Source organism: Streptomyces sp. NRRL F-5727, from assembly GCF_000719555.1.
In the GTDB taxonomy this organism is placed as follows: domain Bacteria; phylum Actinomycetota; class Actinomycetes; order Streptomycetales; family Streptomycetaceae; genus Streptomyces.
This window is the reverse complement of the sequence record NZ_JOGX01000013.1, coordinates 20463-40845: the sequence shown is the minus strand read 5'-3', so window position 1 is coordinate 40845 and position 20383 is coordinate 20463. Positions and strand designations below refer to the sequence as shown.

At 73.1% G+C, this 20383-nt stretch carries 20 protein-coding genes; 14 read left to right on the top strand and 6 right to left on the bottom strand.

Annotated features, from left to right (window positions below):
* Nucleotides 1-4 precede the first annotated feature (4 nt).
* Complete coding sequence (locus IF73_RS0112465) at nt 5-490, bottom strand: VOC family protein (RefSeq protein ID WP_031006718.1); 486 nt, start codon at nt 488-490, stop codon at nt 5-7.
* A gap of 142 nt (nt 491-632) precedes the next feature.
* Here IF73_RS0112465 and IF73_RS0112460 point away from each other — a divergent pair, with 142 nt between their 5' ends.
* A complete protein-coding gene (locus tag IF73_RS0112460; protein ID WP_031006717.1) occupies nt 633-2003 on the top strand; it encodes a cytochrome P450 in 1371 nt (456 codons plus the stop codon).
* A gap of 11 nt (nt 2004-2014) precedes the next feature.
* Here the strand turns inward: IF73_RS0112460 and IF73_RS0112455 are convergent, their stop codons facing one another.
* The 4 genes from IF73_RS0112455 to IF73_RS0112440 form a co-directional block, all read right to left on the bottom strand.
* A complete protein-coding gene (locus tag IF73_RS0112455) occupies nt 2015-3226 on the bottom strand; it encodes a helix-turn-helix domain-containing protein (RefSeq protein ID WP_031006714.1) in 1212 nt (403 codons plus the stop codon).
* Nucleotides 3227-3442: 216 nt separating this feature from the next.
* Nucleotides 3443-4387 carry a hypothetical protein gene (locus IF73_RS0112450; RefSeq protein ID WP_031006712.1) on the bottom strand — a complete coding sequence of 315 codons (945 nt, stop codon included), beginning with the start codon at nt 4385-4387 and terminating at the stop codon, nt 3443-3445.
* A gap of 45 nt (nt 4388-4432) precedes the next feature.
* The gene (locus tag IF73_RS0112445; protein WP_031006710.1) at nt 4433-6106 is read right to left on the bottom strand and encodes a DUF6801 domain-containing protein; all 1674 of its coding nucleotides are present in this window, start codon (nt 6104-6106) and stop codon (nt 4433-4435) included.
* 119 nt (nt 6107-6225) lie between these two features.
* The gene (locus IF73_RS0112440; RefSeq protein WP_031006708.1) at nt 6226-6861 is read right to left on the bottom strand and encodes a hypothetical protein; all 636 of its coding nucleotides are present in this window, start codon (nt 6859-6861) and stop codon (nt 6226-6228) included.
* Between the two features lie 614 nt (nt 6862-7475).
* Between IF73_RS0112440 and IF73_RS0112435 the strand changes: the two genes are divergently transcribed.
* The 13 genes from IF73_RS0112435 (at nt 7476) to IF73_RS0112375 (ending at nt 19410) form a co-directional block, all read left to right on the top strand.
* Nucleotides 7476-8489: an ABC transporter ATP-binding protein gene (locus IF73_RS0112435; RefSeq protein WP_031006706.1), complete on the top strand. Its 1014-nt coding sequence runs from the start codon at nt 7476-7478 to the stop codon at nt 8487-8489.
* Complete coding sequence (locus IF73_RS0112430) at nt 8486-9250, top strand: MlaE family ABC transporter permease (RefSeq protein ID WP_031006703.1); 765 nt, start codon at nt 8486-8488, stop codon at nt 9248-9250. Before IF73_RS0112435 ends, IF73_RS0112430 begins: the two co-directional genes overlap by 4 nt.
* 5 nt (nt 9251-9255) lie before the next feature.
* Nucleotides 9256-10062 carry an MlaE family ABC transporter permease gene (locus IF73_RS0112425; protein ID WP_031006701.1) on the top strand — a complete coding sequence of 269 codons (807 nt, stop codon included), beginning with the start codon at nt 9256-9258 and terminating at the stop codon, nt 10060-10062.
* Nucleotide 10063: 1 nt separating this feature from the next.
* The gene (locus tag IF73_RS0112420) at nt 10064-11317 is read left to right on the top strand and encodes an MCE family protein (protein ID WP_031006697.1); all 1254 of its coding nucleotides are present in this window, start codon (nt 10064-10066) and stop codon (nt 11315-11317) included.
* The gene (locus IF73_RS0112415; RefSeq protein WP_031006694.1) at nt 11314-12348 is read left to right on the top strand and encodes an MCE family protein; all 1035 of its coding nucleotides are present in this window, start codon (nt 11314-11316) and stop codon (nt 12346-12348) included. Before IF73_RS0112420 ends, IF73_RS0112415 begins: the two co-directional genes overlap by 4 nt.
* Nucleotides 12345-13430: an MCE family protein gene (locus IF73_RS0112410; protein ID WP_051716718.1), complete on the top strand. Its 1086-nt coding sequence runs from the start codon at nt 12345-12347 to the stop codon at nt 13428-13430. The genes IF73_RS0112415 and IF73_RS0112410 overlap by 4 nt, the downstream gene beginning before the upstream one ends.
* The gene (locus tag IF73_RS0112405; RefSeq protein ID WP_031006690.1) at nt 13427-14467 is read left to right on the top strand and encodes an MCE family protein; all 1041 of its coding nucleotides are present in this window, start codon (nt 13427-13429) and stop codon (nt 14465-14467) included. The genes IF73_RS0112410 and IF73_RS0112405 overlap by 4 nt, the downstream gene beginning before the upstream one ends.
* Entirely contained in the window at nt 14464-15630 is a 1167-nt protein-coding gene (locus IF73_RS0112400; protein WP_031006688.1) for an MCE family protein, read from the top strand. Before IF73_RS0112405 ends, IF73_RS0112400 begins: the two co-directional genes overlap by 4 nt.
* Nucleotides 15627-16898: an MCE family protein gene (locus IF73_RS0112395; RefSeq protein WP_031006685.1), complete on the top strand. Its 1272-nt coding sequence runs from the start codon at nt 15627-15629 to the stop codon at nt 16896-16898. Before IF73_RS0112400 ends, IF73_RS0112395 begins: the two co-directional genes overlap by 4 nt.
* Nucleotides 16895-17404 carry a hypothetical protein gene (locus IF73_RS0112390; protein WP_031006683.1) on the top strand — a complete coding sequence of 170 codons (510 nt, stop codon included), beginning with the start codon at nt 16895-16897 and terminating at the stop codon, nt 17402-17404. The genes IF73_RS0112395 and IF73_RS0112390 overlap by 4 nt, the downstream gene beginning before the upstream one ends.
* The gene (locus IF73_RS0112385) at nt 17401-18054 is read left to right on the top strand and encodes a membrane protein (RefSeq protein WP_031006680.1); all 654 of its coding nucleotides are present in this window, start codon (nt 17401-17403) and stop codon (nt 18052-18054) included. The genes IF73_RS0112390 and IF73_RS0112385 overlap by 4 nt, the downstream gene beginning before the upstream one ends.
* A 25-nt stretch (nt 18055-18079) precedes the next feature.
* Complete coding sequence (locus IF73_RS0112380; RefSeq protein WP_031006679.1) at nt 18080-18622, top strand: nuclear transport factor 2 family protein; 543 nt, start codon at nt 18080-18082, stop codon at nt 18620-18622.
* 68 nt (nt 18623-18690) lie between these two features.
* Nucleotides 18691-19410, top strand: coding sequence for a hypothetical protein (locus IF73_RS0112375; RefSeq protein ID WP_031006677.1), 720 nt, complete (start codon nt 18691-18693; stop codon nt 19408-19410).
* Nucleotides 19411-19413: 3 nt separating this feature from the next.
* On the opposite strand, the gene IF73_RS0112370 is transcribed toward IF73_RS0112375, so the two are convergent.
* Nucleotides 19414-20205, bottom strand: coding sequence for a putative protein N(5)-glutamine methyltransferase (locus IF73_RS0112370; RefSeq protein ID WP_031006675.1), 792 nt, complete (start codon nt 20203-20205; stop codon nt 19414-19416).
* Nucleotides 20206-20383: the final 178 nt, after the last annotated feature.

The window sequence follows — 20383 nt, the reverse complement described above, 5'->3', positions numbered from 1 at the left end:
AGGGTCACACCACGCAGAACTCGTTGCCCTCCGGGTCCTGCAGCACCACCGCGTAGTAGTCCATCCCGTGCGGCTCGTCCATCGTGCGCAGCACGGTCGCGCCGAGCGCGGTCAGCCGGGCCACCTCCCCGTCGACCCGCGCCCGGCGCACCGCCAGGGGCACACCGCGTCCACCGCCGACCTTCAGGTCCAGGTGGACGCGGTTCTTCACCGTCTTCGGCTCCGGGACTTGCTGGAACCACACCCGCGGCCCCGCCCCCGCCGGGTCGACCAGGGACTCCGGCAGGTCCCCCGCCCCGTCGCCCAGCTCCTCCTCCGGCACCCCGGACGCCGCCCAGTACTCCCGCCAGCTCGCGTACCCCTCCGGCGGCGGCTCCGGCACATACCGCAGCGCCTCCGCCCAGAACGGCACCAGCCGGCCCGGATCCGCGCAGTCGATCGTCAGCTGGAGGGTCAGCCCGGGGCGCTCGCCCACCTCGTTCTCGTCCATGTCCCGAGCCTCCCAGACACCACTGACAAGCGCCGGGATCCAGCCAACAGGCCAGATCCGGACGGTCCGCCGGCGGAAGCTACCGCCAGGTCACCTCCGTGAGCGAGAATCGCCGCGCCGCTGCGACCACGAGGGATGCCACATGACCACCCAAACCCGGACCGAAGCACCCGTCCTCACCGGACTGCCCGTCCTCGGCTCGATGTTCGACCTGAAGAACGACTCGCTCGGCACCTTCCTGCGCGCCCGGCGCGACCACGGCGACGTCGTCCGCATCACCGCGGGGCCGCCCGGCGTCCGCTCCCAGGTCTACGCCGTCTTCTCCGCCGAGGGCGTCCAGCAGGTCCTCGCCGGCGAGTCCGCCAACTTCCGCAAGGACAACGCCTTCTACCAGGAGATCCGCGAGTCCTTCGGCAACGGCCTGCTCACCAGCCAGGACGACGACTACCTGCGCCAGCGTCGGCTCGTCCAGCCGCTCTTCACCAAGCGCCGCGTCGACGGCTACGCCGACGCCATCGCCACCGAGGTCACCACCCTCGTCACCGAGTGGGAGAAGGCGGGCCGCACCTCCGTCGACGTCCTCCACGAGTCGACCCGGCTCGCGCTGCGCGCCGTCGCCCGCATCCTCTTCGGCACCGACGTGGACTCCGCCGTCGAGGTCGTCGAGCGCTGCTTCCCCGGCGTCGGCTCGTACGTGCTCCGCCGCGGCTACTCGCCGGTCAAGCCGCCCCGCGACTGGCCCACGCCCGGCAACCGCCGGGCCGCCGCCCTCCACCAGGCGCTGTACGAGGAGTGCGACCGGATCATCGCCGAGCGGAAGGCCGGCGGGCGGACCGGCACCGACGGCGACGACCTGCTGACCCTGCTGATGGGCGCCGAGAGCGCCGAGGACGGCGCCTTCGACGCCACCGAACTCCGCGAGCAGGTCCTCGTCTTCCTGGTCGCCGGCCACGAGACGACGGCCACCTCGATCGGCTTCGCCCTCCACCTCCTCGCCACCCACCCCGAGGTGCAGCGGCGCGCCCACGAGGAGGTCGACCGCGTCCTGGGCGGACGCACCCCCGGAGCCGCCGACCTCGACGCCCTGCCGTACGTGACGCAGGTCCTCAAGGAGGCGATGCGGCTCTTCCCGGCCGCGCCCGTCATCGGCCGCCGGGCCGTCGCCGAGACCACGGTCGGCGGGGTCGTCATCCCGGCCGGCGCCGACGTCATCGTCGCCCCGTGGGTCACCCACCGGCACCCCGCCTACTGGGACGACGCCGAGCGCTTCGACCCGGACCGCTTCACCCCGGAGGCGGAGGCCGCCCGGCCGCGCTACGCCTGGTTCCCCTTCGGCGGCGGCCCGCGGGCCTGCATCGGACAGCACTTCTCCATGCTGGAGTCGGTGATCGCGCTCGCGATGATCCTCCAGCGCCACGGCTTCGAGGCCGTCGACACCGAGGTGCCGGTGGGCCCGGCGATCACCCTCCAGGCGACCGGCCCGGCGCGCTGCCGGCTCGTCCCCCGGGCCTAGCCGGCCCGGACTCAGTCCGGGTGCTTCCGGCCGTGGAGGTGGAGCGCGCGCAGCGCCGCCTCCAGGGCGAAGCGGCGGTCGGGGTCGAGGAGCCGGTCGCCGAAGTGGTTGTCGAGATTCCGCAGGCGGTAGCGGACCGTCTGGGCGTGCACCCCGAGCAGTTCGCCGACCTGCTCGGCGGGGGCCCGGGTGGAGACGTGCACCCGCAGGGTCTCGACCAGCCGCTCCCGCCGGGTGCCCGACAGGCCGTCGAGCGGGGCCAGCTCGCGCCGGGCGAGCTGGTCCGTCAGGGCCGGGTCGGAGAGCAGCCACAGGGTGGTCAGATGGTCCTCGCAGGCCACCGCGGCGGCGTCCGGCACGATGCCCTCGTCGATCAGCCGGAGGACCCGCCGGGCCCAGCGCAGCGAGTGGGCGGCCTGCGCGGTGGGCACGGTCAGCCCGAGGACGGCCGGGGTGCCGGCCAGGGCGGAGTCGAGCATCGCCCGGCGCTCGGCGGTCAGCGCGCCGGGGACCAGCAGATGGGGGTGCGGCAGGCTGAGGTCGGCGAGGACGTCCCGGTCGAGCCGCGACTGGAGGACACCCGTGGCGGGCGGCCGGAGGGCGACCAGGGTGCACTCGGCGGGAAGCTGCCAGGACGCCTCCTGGCAGAGCTCGGCGATGGTCGCACGGGGCAGCGGCGGTCCGGCGACGACGAGGTGGAGCAGTTTCCTGCGCAGCGCGGCCACGTCGCAGACCGCGCGGCTCTGGACGGCGAGGTACCCCTCCCGGGAGAGGGCCTCCAGCTCGTCCACGTACGCGAAGAGGGCGTCCGCGAAGGCCAGGATCAGGGTGGGGGAGAGGTTGTAGGTGCGCCCGATGCTCTTGGCCCGGCGCAGCGCGATCCGGGCGCCGAGCCGGTACGCGCCCTGTAACGTGTCGAGGTCCCGCCCCTCGTACGCCTCCACCCGGCCGAACTGGCGCAGGAGTTCGTCGCGGAGGGCGGACTTCGTGCCGGGATGGTCGACGCGGTCCACGAAGGCGGCCAGGGCCTGTTCCACGCCCTGGCGGATGGCGTCCGAGTGGGGCCCGCGGAAGAGGTGGGCGTACACGGGGTAGGCGCGCTCGATCTCCACGCCGATCTCCTTGATGAGGCCCGGGATCTCCGGTCTCATCAGGGCGGCGAACTCGCGGGGCAGCGGATCGAGCGGCTCACCGAGCTCCGGTGACTGGGCGACTGAGGGCATGGACCGATCCCTTGCTCTGCTACGTGACCGGTGGGGGAGCGGCGCTGCGGCGCCCGTCCGGGGAGGGCGGGCGCCGCAGGAACCGTCAGGTACGTACCGATGTGGACTGCTGAAGCTAGGCCAACTGATGTGTGCTGTACACAAGTTGAGCAAGACTCAGCTCTCAGGGAAGGGGGCGGGCGGCCGAGTCGGCCGGTAATCACCCCTGGGTGGCCGTTAGTTGACGGCCGAGTGCCAGTTCCGCGAGAAGACCCTGCCTGCCTCGGGGGCGGCGACGCCGGGTGCGAACAGGCCGGTCAGATAGGTCTGGGTGTCGTTCAGCGTGAGCCGGTTGCGGCCGGCGGCGGAGGGCAGGCCGGTCTTCAGGTTGACCGCCGCGTCGATGATGCCGAACCACCCGAGGCCGCAGCCGCTCGCGCCGGGGACGGCGAAGGAGTCGTCGTACTGGGTGGCGCCGAGGAGGTTGAGGCGGCTCATCTCGCCCTCCTCGTTCGCGGTGCCGTCGCCGTCGAAGCGCTCGACGCCGAACTCGGGCGCCGTGAGGTTCTTGGGGCGGAGCAGGATCGGGTCGGACTTCGTCCCGATGTAGCAGTTGTCGCCGAGGAACGGGTTCTGCAGGCGGATGCGGACCGGGATGGTCACGATCGGCTGGTCGGTGAGGACGCCCGCGATCTGGTCGAAGTCCGAGGGGGTGCCGACCGACTCCATGGTGGCGGTGATCTTGTTGAGGCTCGCGTCCGACAGCTGCCGGCAGATGTCGGTGACGAACGGGATGTCGCTCGGGCACATGAGGCCCATCAGTCCGCCGGGGACGGTGGCGGAGTCGGCGATGAGCGCGCCGCCGGCGGGCCCGACGACCGCGTTGGTGCCGTCGGCGTTCTGCACGACGCCCATCTGGAGGTTGGTCTTCCCGGTCGTCACCGTGGTGTTGCCCAGCTTGACGGTGCCGCTGAGGGAGTACGAGACGACGCACTGCGGCGACCGGTCGAGGCCGTCCGAGGCGAGCATCGGCGCGGCGTCGACGGGGCAGCGGGTGGACGGCGCCCAGCCGCCGTTCAGCACCGGGGCGGCGGCGGTGGCCGAGCCCATGGAGGCGAAGGCGCCGAGGGCGGTCAGGGCGGCGACGGTGGCCAGCTTCGTACGGGCGGGGACGAGGGGCATGGCGGAAGCCTTTCGGTGGAAGGGGGGGCGAGGGGACCGGGCCGGTCAGCGCTCGGGCTTCGGGACCTGGCGGGGCTGGAGGTCCTGGGTGCAGAACTCCATGGGGGGTGCCTCGACGCCCACGGAGCAGGTGCTGCCCTGGATCTGCTTGATGTGGTTGCCGGGCCCGGAGATGGCGGCGGTCAGAAGCCGGTCGAGGTCCTCGCCGCCGGCGCCGCACCCCGTGAAGGCGGGGATGGTCACCTCGCCGGTGAGCGGACCGCCGCCGGTGAGGATGTAGCCGACGGGCGGGTCGGGGAGGGTCTGGCTCCCCTTGCCGACGAGGACGAGGTGGTCGCCGGGGTACGTGGCGGGCTCCGGTTCGGGGGACGAGAGCGGCCGCTCGGTGCGGCAGGAGCGGCCGACGTCCAGCCGTGTGCCGTTCACCTCGACGTCGAGGACGCGCAGGGTCAGCGGGACCCGGACGTGCGTCGTCAGGATGTTGGTGGGGAAGATGAGGAGGACGTCCGAGACGACGGTGAGCGGTCCCGACTGCTCCAGGACCAGGGTCGCCTTGGTCGGGGCGAAGCCGAAGGTCAGGAAGGTGGCCTCGAAGGGCGCGGTCTCCTCGCGTCCGTAGTGGGAGAGCCTCCCCTCCGCCGGGGTGACGACGTGCATGCTGCCGTCCGGCCGCACCTCGAAGCGCGGCAGGCCCTGTTCGAGCAGGACGCAGGTCTCCGGGACCAGGCTGGCGCCGTTCAGCTTCCGCACGTTGGCGTAGCCGGTGATGTACGCCGAGAGGGACATCGGGGTGGGCTTCCCGGTGAGGCACGGGGGCGCGGTGGGCCGGGGCACCGGAGTGCCGGACGTGGTCTCCTCGGTCTCCGTCAGGCCCTGCCCGGTGCGCGGCCCGGTGTCCGGCGCCCCCGGGGCGGGCACCGGGGCCGTGCCGCCCGCGGCTCCCGTCGCCGCCGGGGGCGTCCGGTCCGACGGTCGCGGCGGCAGGGGGAGGCCCGAGGAGGGGGACGGGGCGGACGGTGCGCCGGGGGAGGACGGGGCGGGGGAGGACGGCGGGGCGGGCGTCGCCGGCGGGGTGCCCGGTGTGCCGGTGCCGGTGCCGACCGGGATCTCGGCGAGCCCCGTACGGTCCTCCGCGTCCGGGCCGGGGACGCAGGTCACGGAGAGGGACGCGGGGGTGGTGGCCGCGCCGTCGGCGGTGCTCGGGGCGAGGCCGAGGGCGAGAGCGCCGGCGGTGAGGGCCAGGGCGCCGGCGCTGTCCGTCGTCAGGGACGGCACGTCACCGCTCGTGGCGAGCGTGAGGGGGCCTTCGGCGGGTACGGCGACGGGCTCGGCCGTGCCGCTCCACGTGACCTCGGTGCGCCGCTCGTTCTGGGCCACGCCGACCGTCAGCCGGGTCTCGGCCCGTACGGTGGCGGCCCGGACCGCCGTGAGGTCGGCCACGGCCGCCGCCGGGAGCTCCACCGTCGTGGTCACGTCGGTGGGCCGGATCTCCTCGCCCACGGCGGCCCGTTCGGGGAACGCCGCCGTGACGCGTACCGTCGCCGGGTGCGGTCCCGAGGGCAGCGCGCAGACATAGGGCAGCGCGGCGTCGACCTCCAGCCTCCCGACGGCGACGGCCGCGGCCGGGAGCAGGGGGGCGAGTGCCACGAACGCGGCGATCGTCGCGCCGCGCACGCGGGCGCGGGTGGATCGGGGGTGGGTGGGCCCGGGGCCTCTCATCGGGTGCTCCGCTCGGGTCGTTCGTGCGCCGGCGGGGGAAGGGGCCGGCGAGGGGCGCGGACAGGGCCGCGTCCGCCCGGCCGGGGGTGCCGGCCGGACGGACGCGGGGTCTCGGTCCCTTACGGGTTGGAGCCGACGATCTTCGGGATGGTGGTGGTGTTGGCCACCTTGACCAGGTAGTTGCCCTTGAAGGTCGGCTTGGAGCCGACCGGGACGGCGCCGCCGCAGTTGGTCGCGGAGACGACGGTGAGCTCGCCGGCCGCGCTGTTGACGGCGAGCGTGCCGGACGCGTTGGTGTACGTGCCGGACGCCTTGCCCGTGACGCGGAAGACGCAGGCGCCGACGGTCACCTTGGCGTCGACGTTGTCGATGTAGCCCTTGGAGACGCCGGTCGAGGCGGTGTAGTCGTACACCTTCACGGCCCACGGGGTGGTCGGGGTCGTGACGACGTTGCCCAGCACGCTGGTGCAGGGCACGCCGCTGGCGCCGAAGACCATGGTGCTGATGGAGCCGACGGTGGCCGGGTTGCCGGTGGTGCTCTGCATGGTGCCCGCGGCGTTCGACTTCGTACACGTCATGGCGATGCCGTTGACGCTGAGGACGATGTTCCCGCTGTTGACCGCGGTGAAGCCGGCCGGCGACGGCGTGACGGTCCACACCGTCGAGGCCACCGCGGACGCGGGGCTGACGGCGAGGGCGAACGCGGACGCGGCGGCTCCCGCGACGACGGCCAGGTTTCTGGTGGTCTTCTTCATGGCTCTGGGACTCTCCTTGGGGATTGACCGGCAGAGGGTGCTTCCGTGGGGGTGCCGCGGCGGAGAGGGAACGGCCGGCGAACCGGCCGACCTCCCGCCGCGAAAAAGACGTTACTTGCGGGAAACTTAGCCGAACAATGCCGCGAACCATGATTCTTTGAAGACGCCTTAATGCCTGTCAAGAGGGTGAGCGGTGGCGGGAATCCGCTTGGTTCCGGAGTGCGCAATGTCGACAATTCTGATCGATCAGACGAGGTCGGGAAGGGGGAGGTGGGCCGACTTCCCGCCCTTCTCCGTCGCGTGACAAAAACGCGCGCCGAATTGTCTCCTGCCTGATAAGTAACCCACCGTTCGGCGCTGTTCCGCGAAAACTCCGGATCCGGTATTGCCCAGCGAGGTTACCCGGCCGTAGCGTTCCCGGGAGTCGACGCTCAGCCGCAGGTCGGCGCGGCATCCTGTCGCGGCGGAGACAAGAACACCCCCTGACTTTGTCTGCGCGGTGACAAACGCGGGAGCGGATCAATGAATATGCGCCACACCTATTGTCCGGGTGATCCGGAACGGCCTACCGTGCGCCCGCGGCGCACGCGCCCCGCACGTCTGCTGGAGGTGGGATGGGAATCGAAGTAGTCGTCGAGGGGCTGACCATGTCCTTCGGCAGGCAGAACATCTGGCAGGACGTGTCGCTGACCTTGCCGGCCGGAGAGGTGAGCGTCATGCTCGGCCCTTCCGGAACCGGAAAGACCGTTTTCCTGAAATCACTCATCGGCCTGCTCAAACCCCAGCGCGGCCGGGTCCTCATCAACGGCGTCGACATGGTCCGCAGCCCCGAACGGGACATCTACGAGACCCGGAAGCTCTTCGGCCTCATGTTCCAGGACGGCGCCCTCTTCGGCTCGATGACGCTCTTCGACAACATCGCCTTCCCGCTCCGCGAGCACACCCGCAAACGGGAGTCCGAGATCCGGAAGATCGTCATGGAGCGCATCGACCTCGTCGGCCTGCTCGGCGCCGAGGGCAAGCTCCCCGGCGAGATCAGCGGCGGCATGCGCAAGCGCGCCGGCCTGGCCCGCGCGCTCGTCCTCGACCCGCAGATCGTGCTGTGCGACGAGCCCGACTCCGGACTCGACCCGGTCCGCACCGCGTACCTCTCCCAGCTGCTGATCGACCTCAACGCGCGGATCGACGCGACGATGCTGATCGTCACCCACAACCTCGACATCGCCGCCACCGTCCCCGACAACATGGGGATGTTCTTCCGGCGCGAACTCGTCACCTTCGGGCCCCGCGAGGTCCTCCTCACCAGCGAGGAACCGGTCGTCACCCAGTTCCTCGCCGGCCGCCGCGAAGGCCCCATCGGCATGTCCGAGGAGAAGGACGCCGCCACCCTCGCCGCCGAGGCCGGCCACGCCGCCACCGCCCCGCCGGCCACGCCCCGCGCCCTCGTCCCCCAGCTGGAGCCCTCGCCCGGGCTGCCCCCGCGCGCCGCCGTCGTCCGCCGCCGGCAGCGCGTCCTCGCCCTGCTCGACACGCTGCCGCCCGCCGCCCGCGCCGCCATCGAAGCGACCTACGCGGCCCACGCCGGCCCGCCCACCGTCCCGATCCCGGCCACCGGCGGCGGCTCGTGATCGCCGGCGCGCTGCGGCAGACCGGCCGGCTCTTCGCCCTGGCCGCCGAGGTCGGCCGGGCCGTCTTCCGCAGGCCGTTCCAGTTCCGGGAGTTCGTCGAGCAGTTCTGGTTCGTCGCGAGCGTCACCATCCTGCCCGCCGCCCTCGTCTCCATCCCGTTCGGCGCCGTGATCGCCCTTCAGGTCGGCTCCCTCACCCAGCAGCTGGGCGCCCAGTCGTTCACCGGCGGCGCCAGCGTCCTCGCCGTCATCCAGCAGGCCAGCCCGCTCATCGTCGCCCTCCTCATCGCCGGCGCCGCGGGCTCCGCGATCTGCGCCGACCTCGGCTCCCGCAAGATCCGCGAGGAGCTCGACGCGATGGAGGTCATGGGCGTCTCGCCGGTCCAGCGCCTCGTCGTCCCGCGCGTCCTCGCCACCATGGCCGTCGCCGTCCTCCTCAACGGCATGGTCTCCGTCGTCGGCACCCTGGGCGGCTACTTCTTCAACATCGTCCTCCAGGGCGGCACCCCCGGCGCCTACCTCTCCAGCTTCTCCGCCCTCGCCCAGCTGCCCGACCTGTACGTCAGCGAACTGAAGGCCCTGGTCTTCGGGTTCATCGCGGGCATCGTCGCCGCCTACCGGGGACTCAACCCCCGCGGCGGCCCCAAGGGCGTCGGCGACGCCGTCAACCAGGCCGTCGTCATCACCTTCCTGCTGCTGTTCTTCGTGAACATGGTGCTGACCGGCCTCTACCTCCAGATCGTCCCGCCGAAGGGAGGCTGAGGCGGATGGCCTCCCCGTTCGTCTGGCTCGACCGCTCCGGCGACCAGCTGCTGTTCTACGTACGGGCCCTGCTCTGGGTCCCCAGGACCCTGCGCCGCTACCTCAAGGAGGTGCAACGGCTGCTCGCCGAGGTCGCCTTCGGCTCCGGCGGCCTCGGCGTCGTCGGCGGCACGATCGGCGTCATGATCGCGATGACGCTCTTCACCGGGACCGTCGTCGGCCTCCAGGGCCACGCCGCCCTCGAACAGATCGGCACCGCCGCCTTCACCGGCTTCGTCTCCGCCTACTTCAACACCCGCGAGATCGCCCCGCTCGTCGCCGGCCTCGCCCTCTCCGCCACCGTCGGCGCCGGCTTCACCGCCCAGCTCGGCGCCATGCGCATCAACGAGGAGGTCGACGCCCTCGAAGGCATGGGCATCCGCTCCATGCCGTACCTGGTCACCACCCGCATCATCGCGGGCGTCGTCGCCATCGTCCCGCTCTACGCGATCGGCCTGCTCTCCTCCTACCTGGCCTCCCGCACCGTCACGGTGCTCTTCAACGGACAGTCCCAGGGCACGTACGACCACTACTTCGAGCTGTTCCTGTCGCCGACCGACGTCCTGCTCTCCATGCTCAAGGTGCTGATCTTCAGCGTGATGGTGATCGTCGCCCACTGCTACTACGGCTTCCGCGCCTCCGGCGGCCCCGCCGGCGTCGGCATCGCCGTCGGCCGGTCCGTGCGCAACGCCATCGTGCTGATCAGCGTCACCGACTTCTTCCTGTCGCTGGCCCTCTGGGGCGCGACCACGACCGTGAAGGTGGCGGGGTGAGATGAACGCTCCACGAGGAGAGACCCTGCGCCGCCGGTCCGCCGGCGTCGTCTTCCTGCTGGTCCCCGCGCTGCTCGCCTGGCTGGCGGTCGCCGTCTACGAGAAGAGGTTCACCGACTCCGACCCGGTCACCGTCGAGACCGGCAGCGTCGGCAACGAGATGCACCTCGGCGCCGAGGTGAAGCTCCGCGGCGTCGTCGTCGGCGAGGTCCGCGCCATCGACGCCAGCGGCGACGGCGCCCGGCTCACCCTCGCCCTGCGCCCCGGGGCCCTCGGCCACGTCCCCTCCGACGTCCGCGCGCAGATGCTGCCCACGACGCTCTTCGGCGAGCGGTTCGTCGCCCTCGTACCGCCCGCGCACCCCTCCCCGGAGCCGCTCGCCCCCGGCGCCGTCATCCCCGAGGACCGCTCCGGCAACGCCGTCGAACTCCAGCAGGTCCTCGACGACGTCCTGCCCCTGCTCACCGCCGTCCAGCCGCAGAAGCTCTCCGCCACCCTGTCCGCCGTCTCCCAGGCCCTCGAAGGACGCGGCGGGAAACTCGGCGACACCCTCGCCCGGCTCGACGCCCACCTCAAGAGGTTCAACCCCCACCTGCCCGCCCTCACCCGGGATCTGAAACAACTCGTGAAGGTCAGCCACCTCTACGCGGACGCCGCCCCGGACATCCTCACCGCGCTCACCGACTTCACCACCACCAGCGGCACCCTCGCCGAACAGGAGGCGGCGCTCTCCGCCACCTTCGGCGCCACCACCCGCACCGCCCAGGACCTCACCGCCTTCCTCCGCAAGAACAAGGACACCCTCATCCGGCTCAGCGCGAAGAGCCGGCCCACCCTGGAGCTGCTCGCCGAGTACTCCTCGTCCTTCCCCTGCACCCTGCGCACCCTCGCCCGGTTCGTGCCCGCCATGGACAAGGCCCTCGGCAAGGGCACCGACCGGCCCGGACTGCACGTGAACGTCACCACCGTGCCCTCCCGCGGCGCGTACGTCCCCGGCCGCGACACCCCCCGGTACGGCTCCGGCGGCGGCCCCCGCTGCCACCCGGTGCCCTACCTCGGCGTCCCCGCCGCACCCGCCGCCCGGGCCTCCGCCGCGGCCGACCAGGACCTCGGGCCGGCCAACTCCCCGCAGGAGAACGACCTCGTCACCGAACTCCTCGCCCCCGGCGCCCAGCGGCCGGCCGGGGAGCTGCCCGACTGGAGCAGCCTGCTCGCGGGACCCGCCTTCCGGGGAGCGGAGGTGACCCTCCGATGAGAAGACGGCCGCTCACCGGCACCGTCCTCAAGTCCCTCGCCTTCGTCCTGGTCACGGCGGTCGCCACCACCGTCCTCGGCTTCAGCATCGCCGACACCGGCGTCGGCTCCGCCACCCGCTCCTACAAGGCGCTCTTCACCGACGTCACCGGCCTCGTCGCCGGCGACTCCGTGCGCATCGCCGGTGTGAAGGTCGGCGAGGTGACCGACGTCCGCGTCGTGGAGCGCCGCACCGCCCAGGTCACCTTCACGGTCCGCGAGGACCGCACCCTGCCCCGCTCCGCCACCGCCGCCGTCAAGTACCTCGACATGGTCGGCCGGCGGTACGTCTCCCTCGGCCGCGGCAGCGGCGACCTGACCGGCACCCTGGACGACGGCGAGACCATCCCGCTCGACCGGACCACCCCCGCGCTCGACCTCACCCTGCTCTTCAACGGCTTCAAGCCGCTCTTCGAGGGCCTGTCGCCCGCCGACGTCAACGACCTCGCCGGCTCGCTCGTCCAGGTCCTCCAGGGCGAGAGCGGCACCGTCGACAGCCTGCTGCGCCACATCGGCTCCCTCACCGGCACGGTGGCCGCCAAGGACAAGGTCATCGGCGACGTCGTCACCCACCTCGACACCGTCCTCACCACCCTCAACGACCGCGAGGCCGGCTTCGAGGACCTCGTCGTCACCCTCCAGAAGGTCGTCACCGGCTTCGCCACCGACCGCAAGCCCCTCGGCGAGGCCGTCCAGGCCATGGGCGACCTCACCACCACCACCGCCGGGCTCTTCCAGGACGCCCGCGCCCCCCTCAAGAAGGACATCGCGGAACTGGGCCGGCTCTCCGGCACCCTCGCCGACCACACCCCCGCCCTCGAACGGTTTCTCGCCCGGACCCCCGACAAGATGACAGCCCTGGCCCGCCTCTCCTCCTACGGATCCTGGTTCAACCTCTACCTCTGCGAGGCGCGCGTGACCGGCGTGAAGACCTCCGACGGCTCGAAGCCGCCGACCGGCATCGCCGTGACCGAACCGAGGTGCCGCGGATGAGGGCCCCCTTCCGGACCAGACCCGTCAAGGAACGCAATCCCGTCGCCGTCGCCGTCGTCGGGCTGCTCCTCCTCGGCCTCCTGGCCACCCTCGCGTACCAGGTCGAACGGCTACCCCTGGTCGGCGGCGACACCGCCTACAGCGCCGACTTCTCCGAGGCCGCCGGCCTCGACACCGGCGACGAGGTCCGGATCGCCGGCGTCAGGGTCGGCGAGGTCACCGGCGTCAGCCTCGACGGCCCCAAGGTGAAGGTGACCTTCGAGGTCGGCGACGCCTGGGTCGGCGACCGGTCGACCGCGGCCATCGCCGTCAAGACCCTCCTCGGCGAGAAGTACCTGGCCCTCGACCCGCTGGGCACCGCACGCCAGGACCCCGGGACCCGCATCCCGCTGTCGCGCACCACCTCCCCGTACGACGTGACGCAGGCGTTCCAGGACCTCGGCGGCACCATCGACGAGCTCGACACCGGGAAGCTCGCGGAGAGCTTCCGGACCCTCTCCGAGACCTTCGCGAGCGCGCCGCCGCACGTCCGCAACGCCGTCGACGGCCTCTCCGCACTGTCGACGACCGTCTCCAAGCGCGACACCGAACTCGCCCGGCTCCTCCGGAACAGCGAGAAGTTCACCAGGACCCTCAAGGAGCGGAAGTCCAGCTTCGAACTCCTCCTGCAGGACGGCGCCTCCCTCCTCGGCGAGCTCAGCAAGCGCCGCGACGCCGTCCGCGCCCTCCTCAAGGGCAGCCGGGCCCTCGGCACCGAACTCGGCGGCCTCGTCACCGACAACGACCGCCGGCTCGGCCCGACGCTGAAGGCCCTCGGCAGGGTCACCGACGTCCTGGAGAAGAACGTCGGCCGGCTCGACAGGACGCTCGCCCTCGTCGGCCCGTACTACCGCCTCGTCGGCAACACCCTCGGCAGCGGCCGCTGGTTCGACAGCTACCTCTGCGGCGTGGTGCCCCGCGGCTACCTGCCCGAAGGCACCCCGCCCACGACCGGCTGCATGCCGCCGAAACAGCCCACGACGGCGAAGCAGAAGACGACGCCGAAACAGAAGACCACGCCGAACGGGAGCGGCCCACGATGACCAGGACCAGAAGGCCCCTCGCCGCCGCACTCACCCTCGCGGTGCTCGCCGCCGGCGGCCTCGCCGCCGCCCGGGTCCTCGACGACGAGGGCATCCGCGTCACCGCCTACTTCGACCGGGCGATCGGCGTCTACGCCGGATCCGACCTGCGCGTCCTCGGCGTCCGCGTCGGGGAGGTCGAGTCGGTGGAACCCCGGGGCACCCGCGTACGGGTGGAGCTCCGCCTCGACGAAGGCGTCCGGATCCCCGCCGACGCCCGCGCCGTCGTCGTCGCCCCCAGCATCGTCGCCGACCGCTACGTCCAGCTCACCCCCGCCTACACCTCGGGCCCCGCCCTCGACGACGGCGCCGAACTCCCCGCCTCCCGCAACCGCACCCCCGTCGAGATCGACCAGCTCTACGCCTCGATCACCGACCTCGGCCGGGCTCTCGGCCCCGACGGCGCCAACTCGACCGGCGCCCTCTCCGCGCTCCTCGACACCGGCGCGAAGAACCTCAAGGGCAACGGCGCCGCCCTCGGCGCCTCCATCGACCGGTTCGGCAAGGCCGCCAAGACCCTCGACGGCAGCAGCCCCGAGCTGTTCGCCACCCTCGGCAACCTCCAGACCTTCACCACCATGCTGAAGGAGAAGGACGGCGACGTACGCGCCGCGCAGGAACGCCTCGACGAGGTCGTCGGCTACTTCGCCGAGAACAGGGACGACCTCGCCGCCGCCCTCAAGGAACTCGGCAGGGCCCTCGCCCAGGTCAAGACCTTCGTCAAGGACAACCGCGGCGAACTGAAGAAGAACGTCGACCGGCTCGTCCCCCTCACCCGGACCCTCGTCGACCAGCGCGCCTCCCTCGCCGAGGCCCTCGACGTCGCCCCGCTCGCCGCCGGAAACCTCGTCGGCGCCTACGACAGGGACACCCGCACCCTCCACGGCCGGGCCAACCTCAACGAGATCAGCATGGGCGGGCCCCTGCTCCCGCTGCCCGTCACCGGAGGCTCCGCGAGCGGCCCGACGCCCACCACCCCCGCAGAGGAGGACCGGTGAGACGCCCCCGCCTGCCCTCCGCCAGGGCCGCCGGCGCCGGAGCCGCGGGCGCGGTCGCGCTCGGACTCGGCCTGGTTCTCGCCCTCGGCGTGCTCCCCCTGCCTTCCGTACGCTTCGACGGCATCCAGGACCTGCCGCTGCCCGGCGGCGCCGACCTCGGCGACCGGCCCTACACGGTCACCGCCGAGATCGCCGACGTCCTCAGCCTGGTGCCGCAGGCCGCGGTCAAGGTGAACGACGTCGCCGTCGGCCGCGTCAGCGCCATCGAACTGGACCCCGGCACCTGGTCCGCCCGCGTCACCCTGCAGATCAACGGGAAGGTCCGGCTGCCCGCCGACACCGGCGCCCGGGTGGAACAGTCCAGCCTCCTCGGCGAGAAGTACGTCCAGCTCGTGGCCCCCGCCCGCCGGGACGCCGGCGCCCGGCTCGACGACGGCAGCGTCATCCCGCTGGCCCGCACCAGCCGCAACACCGAGGTCGAGGAGGTGTTCGGCGCCCTCTCCCTCCTGCTCAACGGCGGCGGCGTCAACCAGCTCAAGACCATCACCCGCGAACTCGAAGCGGCCCTCGGCGGCCGCGAACCCCAGGTCCGCTCCCTGCTGAAGAGGGTCGACACCCTGGTCACGACCCTCGACGCGCATCGCGGCGACATCACCCGCGCCCTCGACGGCCTCAACCGTCTCTCCACCACCCTCGCCGGCCGGAAGAAGGACGTCGGCACGATCGTCACCGAGCTCTCGCCCGGCCTGAAGACCCTGGAGAAGCAGCGGGGTTCCCTCATCACCATGCTCCGCGCCCTGGACACCCTCTCCGGAGTGGCGGTCTCCACCGTCGAGGCGAGCAAGCAGGACATGGTCGCCGACCTCAAGGCCCTCGCCCCCACCCTGACGGCCCTCGCCGACGCGGGCGCCGACCTCCCCGCATCGCTCCAGGTCCTGCTCACGTACCCCTTCACCGACGAGGTCATGAAGGGCATCAAGGGCGACTACCTCAACACCTACCTCCACCTCGCCGCCACCCCCGGCACCGAGGTGATCCCGCCGCTCGTCCCCCGGGCCGAGCCCACGCCCACGCCCACCCCCAGCCCGTCGTCCCCCCTGCCCCTGCCGGCCCTGACACCGAACGAACCGAACGAACCGAACGACGGAGGCGAGCACCGGTGATCACCCGCACCGTACGGCTGAAGAACCTCGCGTTCCTCGTCATCGCCGTCACCGTCCTCGGCTTCGTCGGCGTCCGGTACGCCGACCTCGGCCGCCACGTCGGCATCGCCGACCACTACACCGTCCGGGTCCACCTCGCCCGCACGGGCGGTCTCTTCCCCCACTCCGACGTCACCTACCGGGGCGTCTCGGTGGGCCGCGTCGGCGCCATCGACCTCACCGCCGACGGCGTCGTCGCCGAACTCCGCATCAAGAAGTCGGCGCCCCGCATCCCCGCCGACGCGCGGGCCGTCGTCGCCGGACTCTCCGCCGTCGGCGAGCAGTACATCGACCTTCGCCCCGCGAGCGACGGCGGCCCCTTCCTCGCCGACGGGGCCCGCATCGAGGTGACCGACACCCAGGTGCCGGCCCCCGTCACCGACGTGCTGAGCAGCATGGACGACCTGGCCCGCTCCGTCCCCCTGGACTCCCTCCGCACCGTCGTCGACGAGCTCGGCAAGGCGTTCGAGGGACACGGCGACGACCTCCAGGTCCTCCTCGACAGCGGCAGCGCCTTCGTCCGGGCCGCCGACCGCTCCCTGCCGGTCACCACGCGGCTCATCCGGGACGGCGAGGTCGTCCTGCGCACCCAGGCCGACGAGAGCCGGGCCATCCGCGACTTCGCCACCGGCGCCCGCGCCCTCGCCACCACCCTCAAGAGCTCCGACGCCGACCTGCGCCGCCTCCTCACCGTCACGCCCGACGCGGCCGGGCAGGTCAGCGGGCTCCTCGACGACCTCGACCCCAGCCTGGGCGTCGTCCTCGCCAACCTCCTCACCACCTCGGAGATCGCCCTCACCCGCCAGCGCGGCATCGAGGAACTCCTCGTGACCTACCCGGCCGCCGTCTCCGCCGGAGCCACCGCCGTCGACGGCGGCCGCCTCAACATCGGCATGGCCGTCACCTTCTTCAAGCCGCTGCCCTGCACCTCCGGCTACGGCGGCACCCGCTACCGCAACGGCCTCGACCTCGGCACCGCGCCCGCCCTCAACACCGGCGCCGCCTGCACGAGCCCCGCCGCCTCCGGGATCAACGTACGCGGCTCCGCACAGGCCCCCGAGGGCGACACCGCACCCGCCCCGTACCGCCCGGCCACCGTGCTCCCGCAGGCGCGCAAGGACCCGGGCGCCCCGCCGCCGCTGCCCGGCGCGCTCGCGCTCCCCGGGCAGTCCGACGGGCCGACGGACCTGGCCGGACTTCTCGGCCTCGGCACCGGGAGCGCGCGATGAGGCGGGCCGGGCTCCTCTCCGCCGGCGCCCTCGCCGTCGCCCTGGGCTTCTGCGCCACCGGGGCCTGGAGCTACGTCCAGGCCCGCACCGACCAGGAGCTGTCCTTCGGCCGCGCACGCGACACCGCCCTCGCCGAGGGCCGGCAGCGCCTCACCGTCCTGAACACCCTGGACGCCTCCAGCCGCGAGCGCGCCGAGGCCGGCATCGCCGCCTGGCGCGCCGCCGCCACCGGCCCGCTCGCCACCGAACTGGGCCGCACCGAACCCACGGTGGGCGCGTCCGCACGGGCCACCGTCACCGAGGCCGCGCTCACCGCCCTCGACACCCGGGCCGGTACGGCGAAGCTGATCGCGACCGTCCGCGTGGACGTCACCCCCCGGGGCTCCGGCGCCCCGACCACGGACCGCAAGCGCCTGGAGGCGGTCCTCAACCGCACCGGCGAGAACACGTGGAAGGTGGCGGCGCTCAGCGCGGTTCCCGTGACAGAAGCGGAGAAGACCGAGTGACCGAGCCCGACAGCCAACCCGAGAACGAGCCCGACACCGACAACAAGACCCGCAACGAGACCGACAACGAGACCGACAACCCGACCGACAACCCGACTGGCAACGAGACCGACAACGCGACCGGCAACCCGACCGGCAACGAGACCACCGCCCCCCGCTGGCGCACGGCCGTCGCCCCCCTCGCCGTCACCGCCCTCCTCCTCGCCGGCGGCGCGTTCTTCCACGCCGCCCACCAGCTCCGCTCCACCCCGTCCGCGCGCAACCAGGCGCTCACCGACACCGCCGCCACCACCCGCGTCGGCGGCGACGTCGGCGAGGGCCTGGCCCGGATCTTCTCCTACACGCCCACCAGTTCCGACGCCGCCGAACGCTCCGCCGGAACCGTCCTCGCCGGCCGCGCCGCCCGCCAGTACGGCGACCTCTTCGCCCAGGTCCGCGAGAGCCTGGTCGAGCAGCGCCTCACCCTCGCCACCCAGGCCGTCCGCACCGGCGTGATCGAACTCGACGGCGACAGCGCCCGCCTCCTCGTCTTCCTGGACCAGGTGTCGCGCCGGGACAAGGGCGCCGTCACCGCCGCGGCGGCCCAGCTCACCGTCACCGCCCGGTTCCAGGACGACCGGTGGCGGATCACCGACATCAAGGCCCGCTGACGTGGGCGGGAGACGGGAGCACCCCATGACACGCGCGGTCCGCACCACGGCCGGTGCCCGGCCGGCCCTGGCCGTGGCCCTCGTGCTCACCCTGACCGCGGGCGGCTTCGCGGCCTGGACCGGCCAGGGCTGGTACGCCGCGGCCCACGACGACTCCGCCCGCTACGCCGCCGAGCGCGACCGGGCGCTCGCGGCGGGGGAGCAGGCGGTGCAGAACCTCAACACGCTCGACCACCGGCGGGTGGACCAGGGACTCGACCTCTGGGAGTCCTCGACCACCGGCGAACTGCACGAGCAACTGGTCGACGGGCGCGAGGAGTTCGCCGACCAGGTGAAGGCGGCGAAGACGGTCACCACGGCCCGGGTGCTGTCCGGCGCCGTCACCGAGCTCGACGACCGGTCGGGGCGGGCCAGGCTGCTGGTCGCCCTGCGGGTCACCGTCACCACGCCGGACGCCAAGAGCACCGAGAAGGACAGCCGCATGCTCGGCGAACTCACCCGCACCGACGGCCGGTGGAAGCTCAGCGGGCTGGGGCAGGCCCCCGTGGGCGGCACGGCGGGCGGCTGACCGGGCCGCGCCCACCGCCCGCGAGAGCCGTCCGCGAGAGCCGCCCGCACCGGAAAGGACACCGCACCATGCCGACGCCCCGCCACCACCTCAACCGGCAGCGCCGCCGCCGCGCCCGCGCCGAACAGCCGGCCACCGCCGGCACCACCCCCGTCGCCGTCCTGACCGAGCCCGCGCCCCGGACCGCGCGGCGACCGGCGGCGAAGCCCGTACCGGACAAGTCCGAAGGCGCGGTGCGGGAAGCCGCCCGCGGGGCCCGGCACCGGGTCCCGCTGGTGGTCCTGTGCGTCCTCACGCTCCTGCTCGGCGGGTTCGCCGGCTGGGCCCACAGCAGGGCCGGCGCCCTCCGCGGCGATCCCGCGCGCGCGAACACGGCCCTCACCGATCTCGCCCGCACCAGCGAGATCAAGGGACGGACGGCCGCCGCCGTCGCCGCGCTCTTCTCCTACGACCACACCGACCCGGGCGCCTTCACCCGGGCCGGGAAGACCTTCCTCACCGGCAAGGCCGTCGAGCAGCACCGGACGCTCTTCGCCGGAGTGCTGGCCGAGGCCGCCGAGCGGAAGTCGGTGATCACGACGACCGTCACCGAGAGCGCCGTCGAGCGGATCGACGGCGACCGCGCCCGGGTCCTGGTCTACGCCGACCAGAGCAGCGTCGCCACGGCCGGGAAGCAGCGGACGAAGGCGCAGGACCAGGGCGTCTACGCGGGCGCGATGTTCGCGGTCGACCTCGTCCACCGCGACGGGACCTGGCTGGTCGAGAACCTCGACACCTTCGGCCGCTGAGCCTCAGCCGGCCCGGGTCGCGACCAGCACGGTCGCGTACCGCTCCTCGCAGGCCACGATCCGCGCGTCGAGGCCGTGCGCGGAGACCGCGGCCACGGCCGCGCCGGTCTGGCGCTCGCTCGTCTCGACGAGCAGGTGCCCGCCCGGCGCCAGCCACCCGGGGGCCTCGGCGGCCACCCGGCGCAGCACGTCGAGGCCGTCCGGGCCGCCGTCGAGCGCGACCAGCGGCTCGTGCTCGCGCGCCTCGGGCGGCAGCAGCCCGACCTCCTCGGTCGGCACGTACGGCACGTTGGCGACCAGCACCTCGACCCGGCCGCGCAGCCCGTCCGGCAGCGGTGCGAACAGGTCGCCGCCGAAGACGTGCCCGCCGCGCGGCTCGATGTTCCGCCGGGCGCACTCCACCGCGGCGGGCTCGATGTCCGCGGCGTACACGCGGGCGCCGGGCACGGCCGACAGCAGGACCGCGCCGGCCGCGCCGGAGCCGCAGCACAGGTCCACGCAGAGCGCCCCGGGCGCGGCCAGCGCCACGGCCCGCTCGATCAGGAACTCGGTGCGCCGCCGGGGCACGAAGACGCCGCGGTCCACGGCGATCCGCAGGCCGCCGAACTCGGCCCAGCCGACGACGTGTTCCAGCGGGAGCCCGGCGGCGCGCCGCTCGACGAGGACGTCGAGCTCGGCGGCGTCACGGGCCGCGGAGAAGAGGAGTTCCGCCTCGTCCTCGGCGAACACGCAGCCCGCGGCGCGGAGTCGGGAGACGGTGGTGGAGCGGAGGGAGACAGAGGGGTCGAGCGACATGAAGACCTTCCGGGAAGCCGTACGGAGGCTCCCGCGGTCCGCTACGACCGGGTCGGTCGCACGGCCGCCGAGAGGGAGCGTCCTGCCTGCGTGGTGCGGATCGAACCCACCTCCTCCGGTCGCCGTGTGCAGAGCCCGATGATCGTACCCCAGGGCCGGTGCCGGGCGGCCGCCCGGC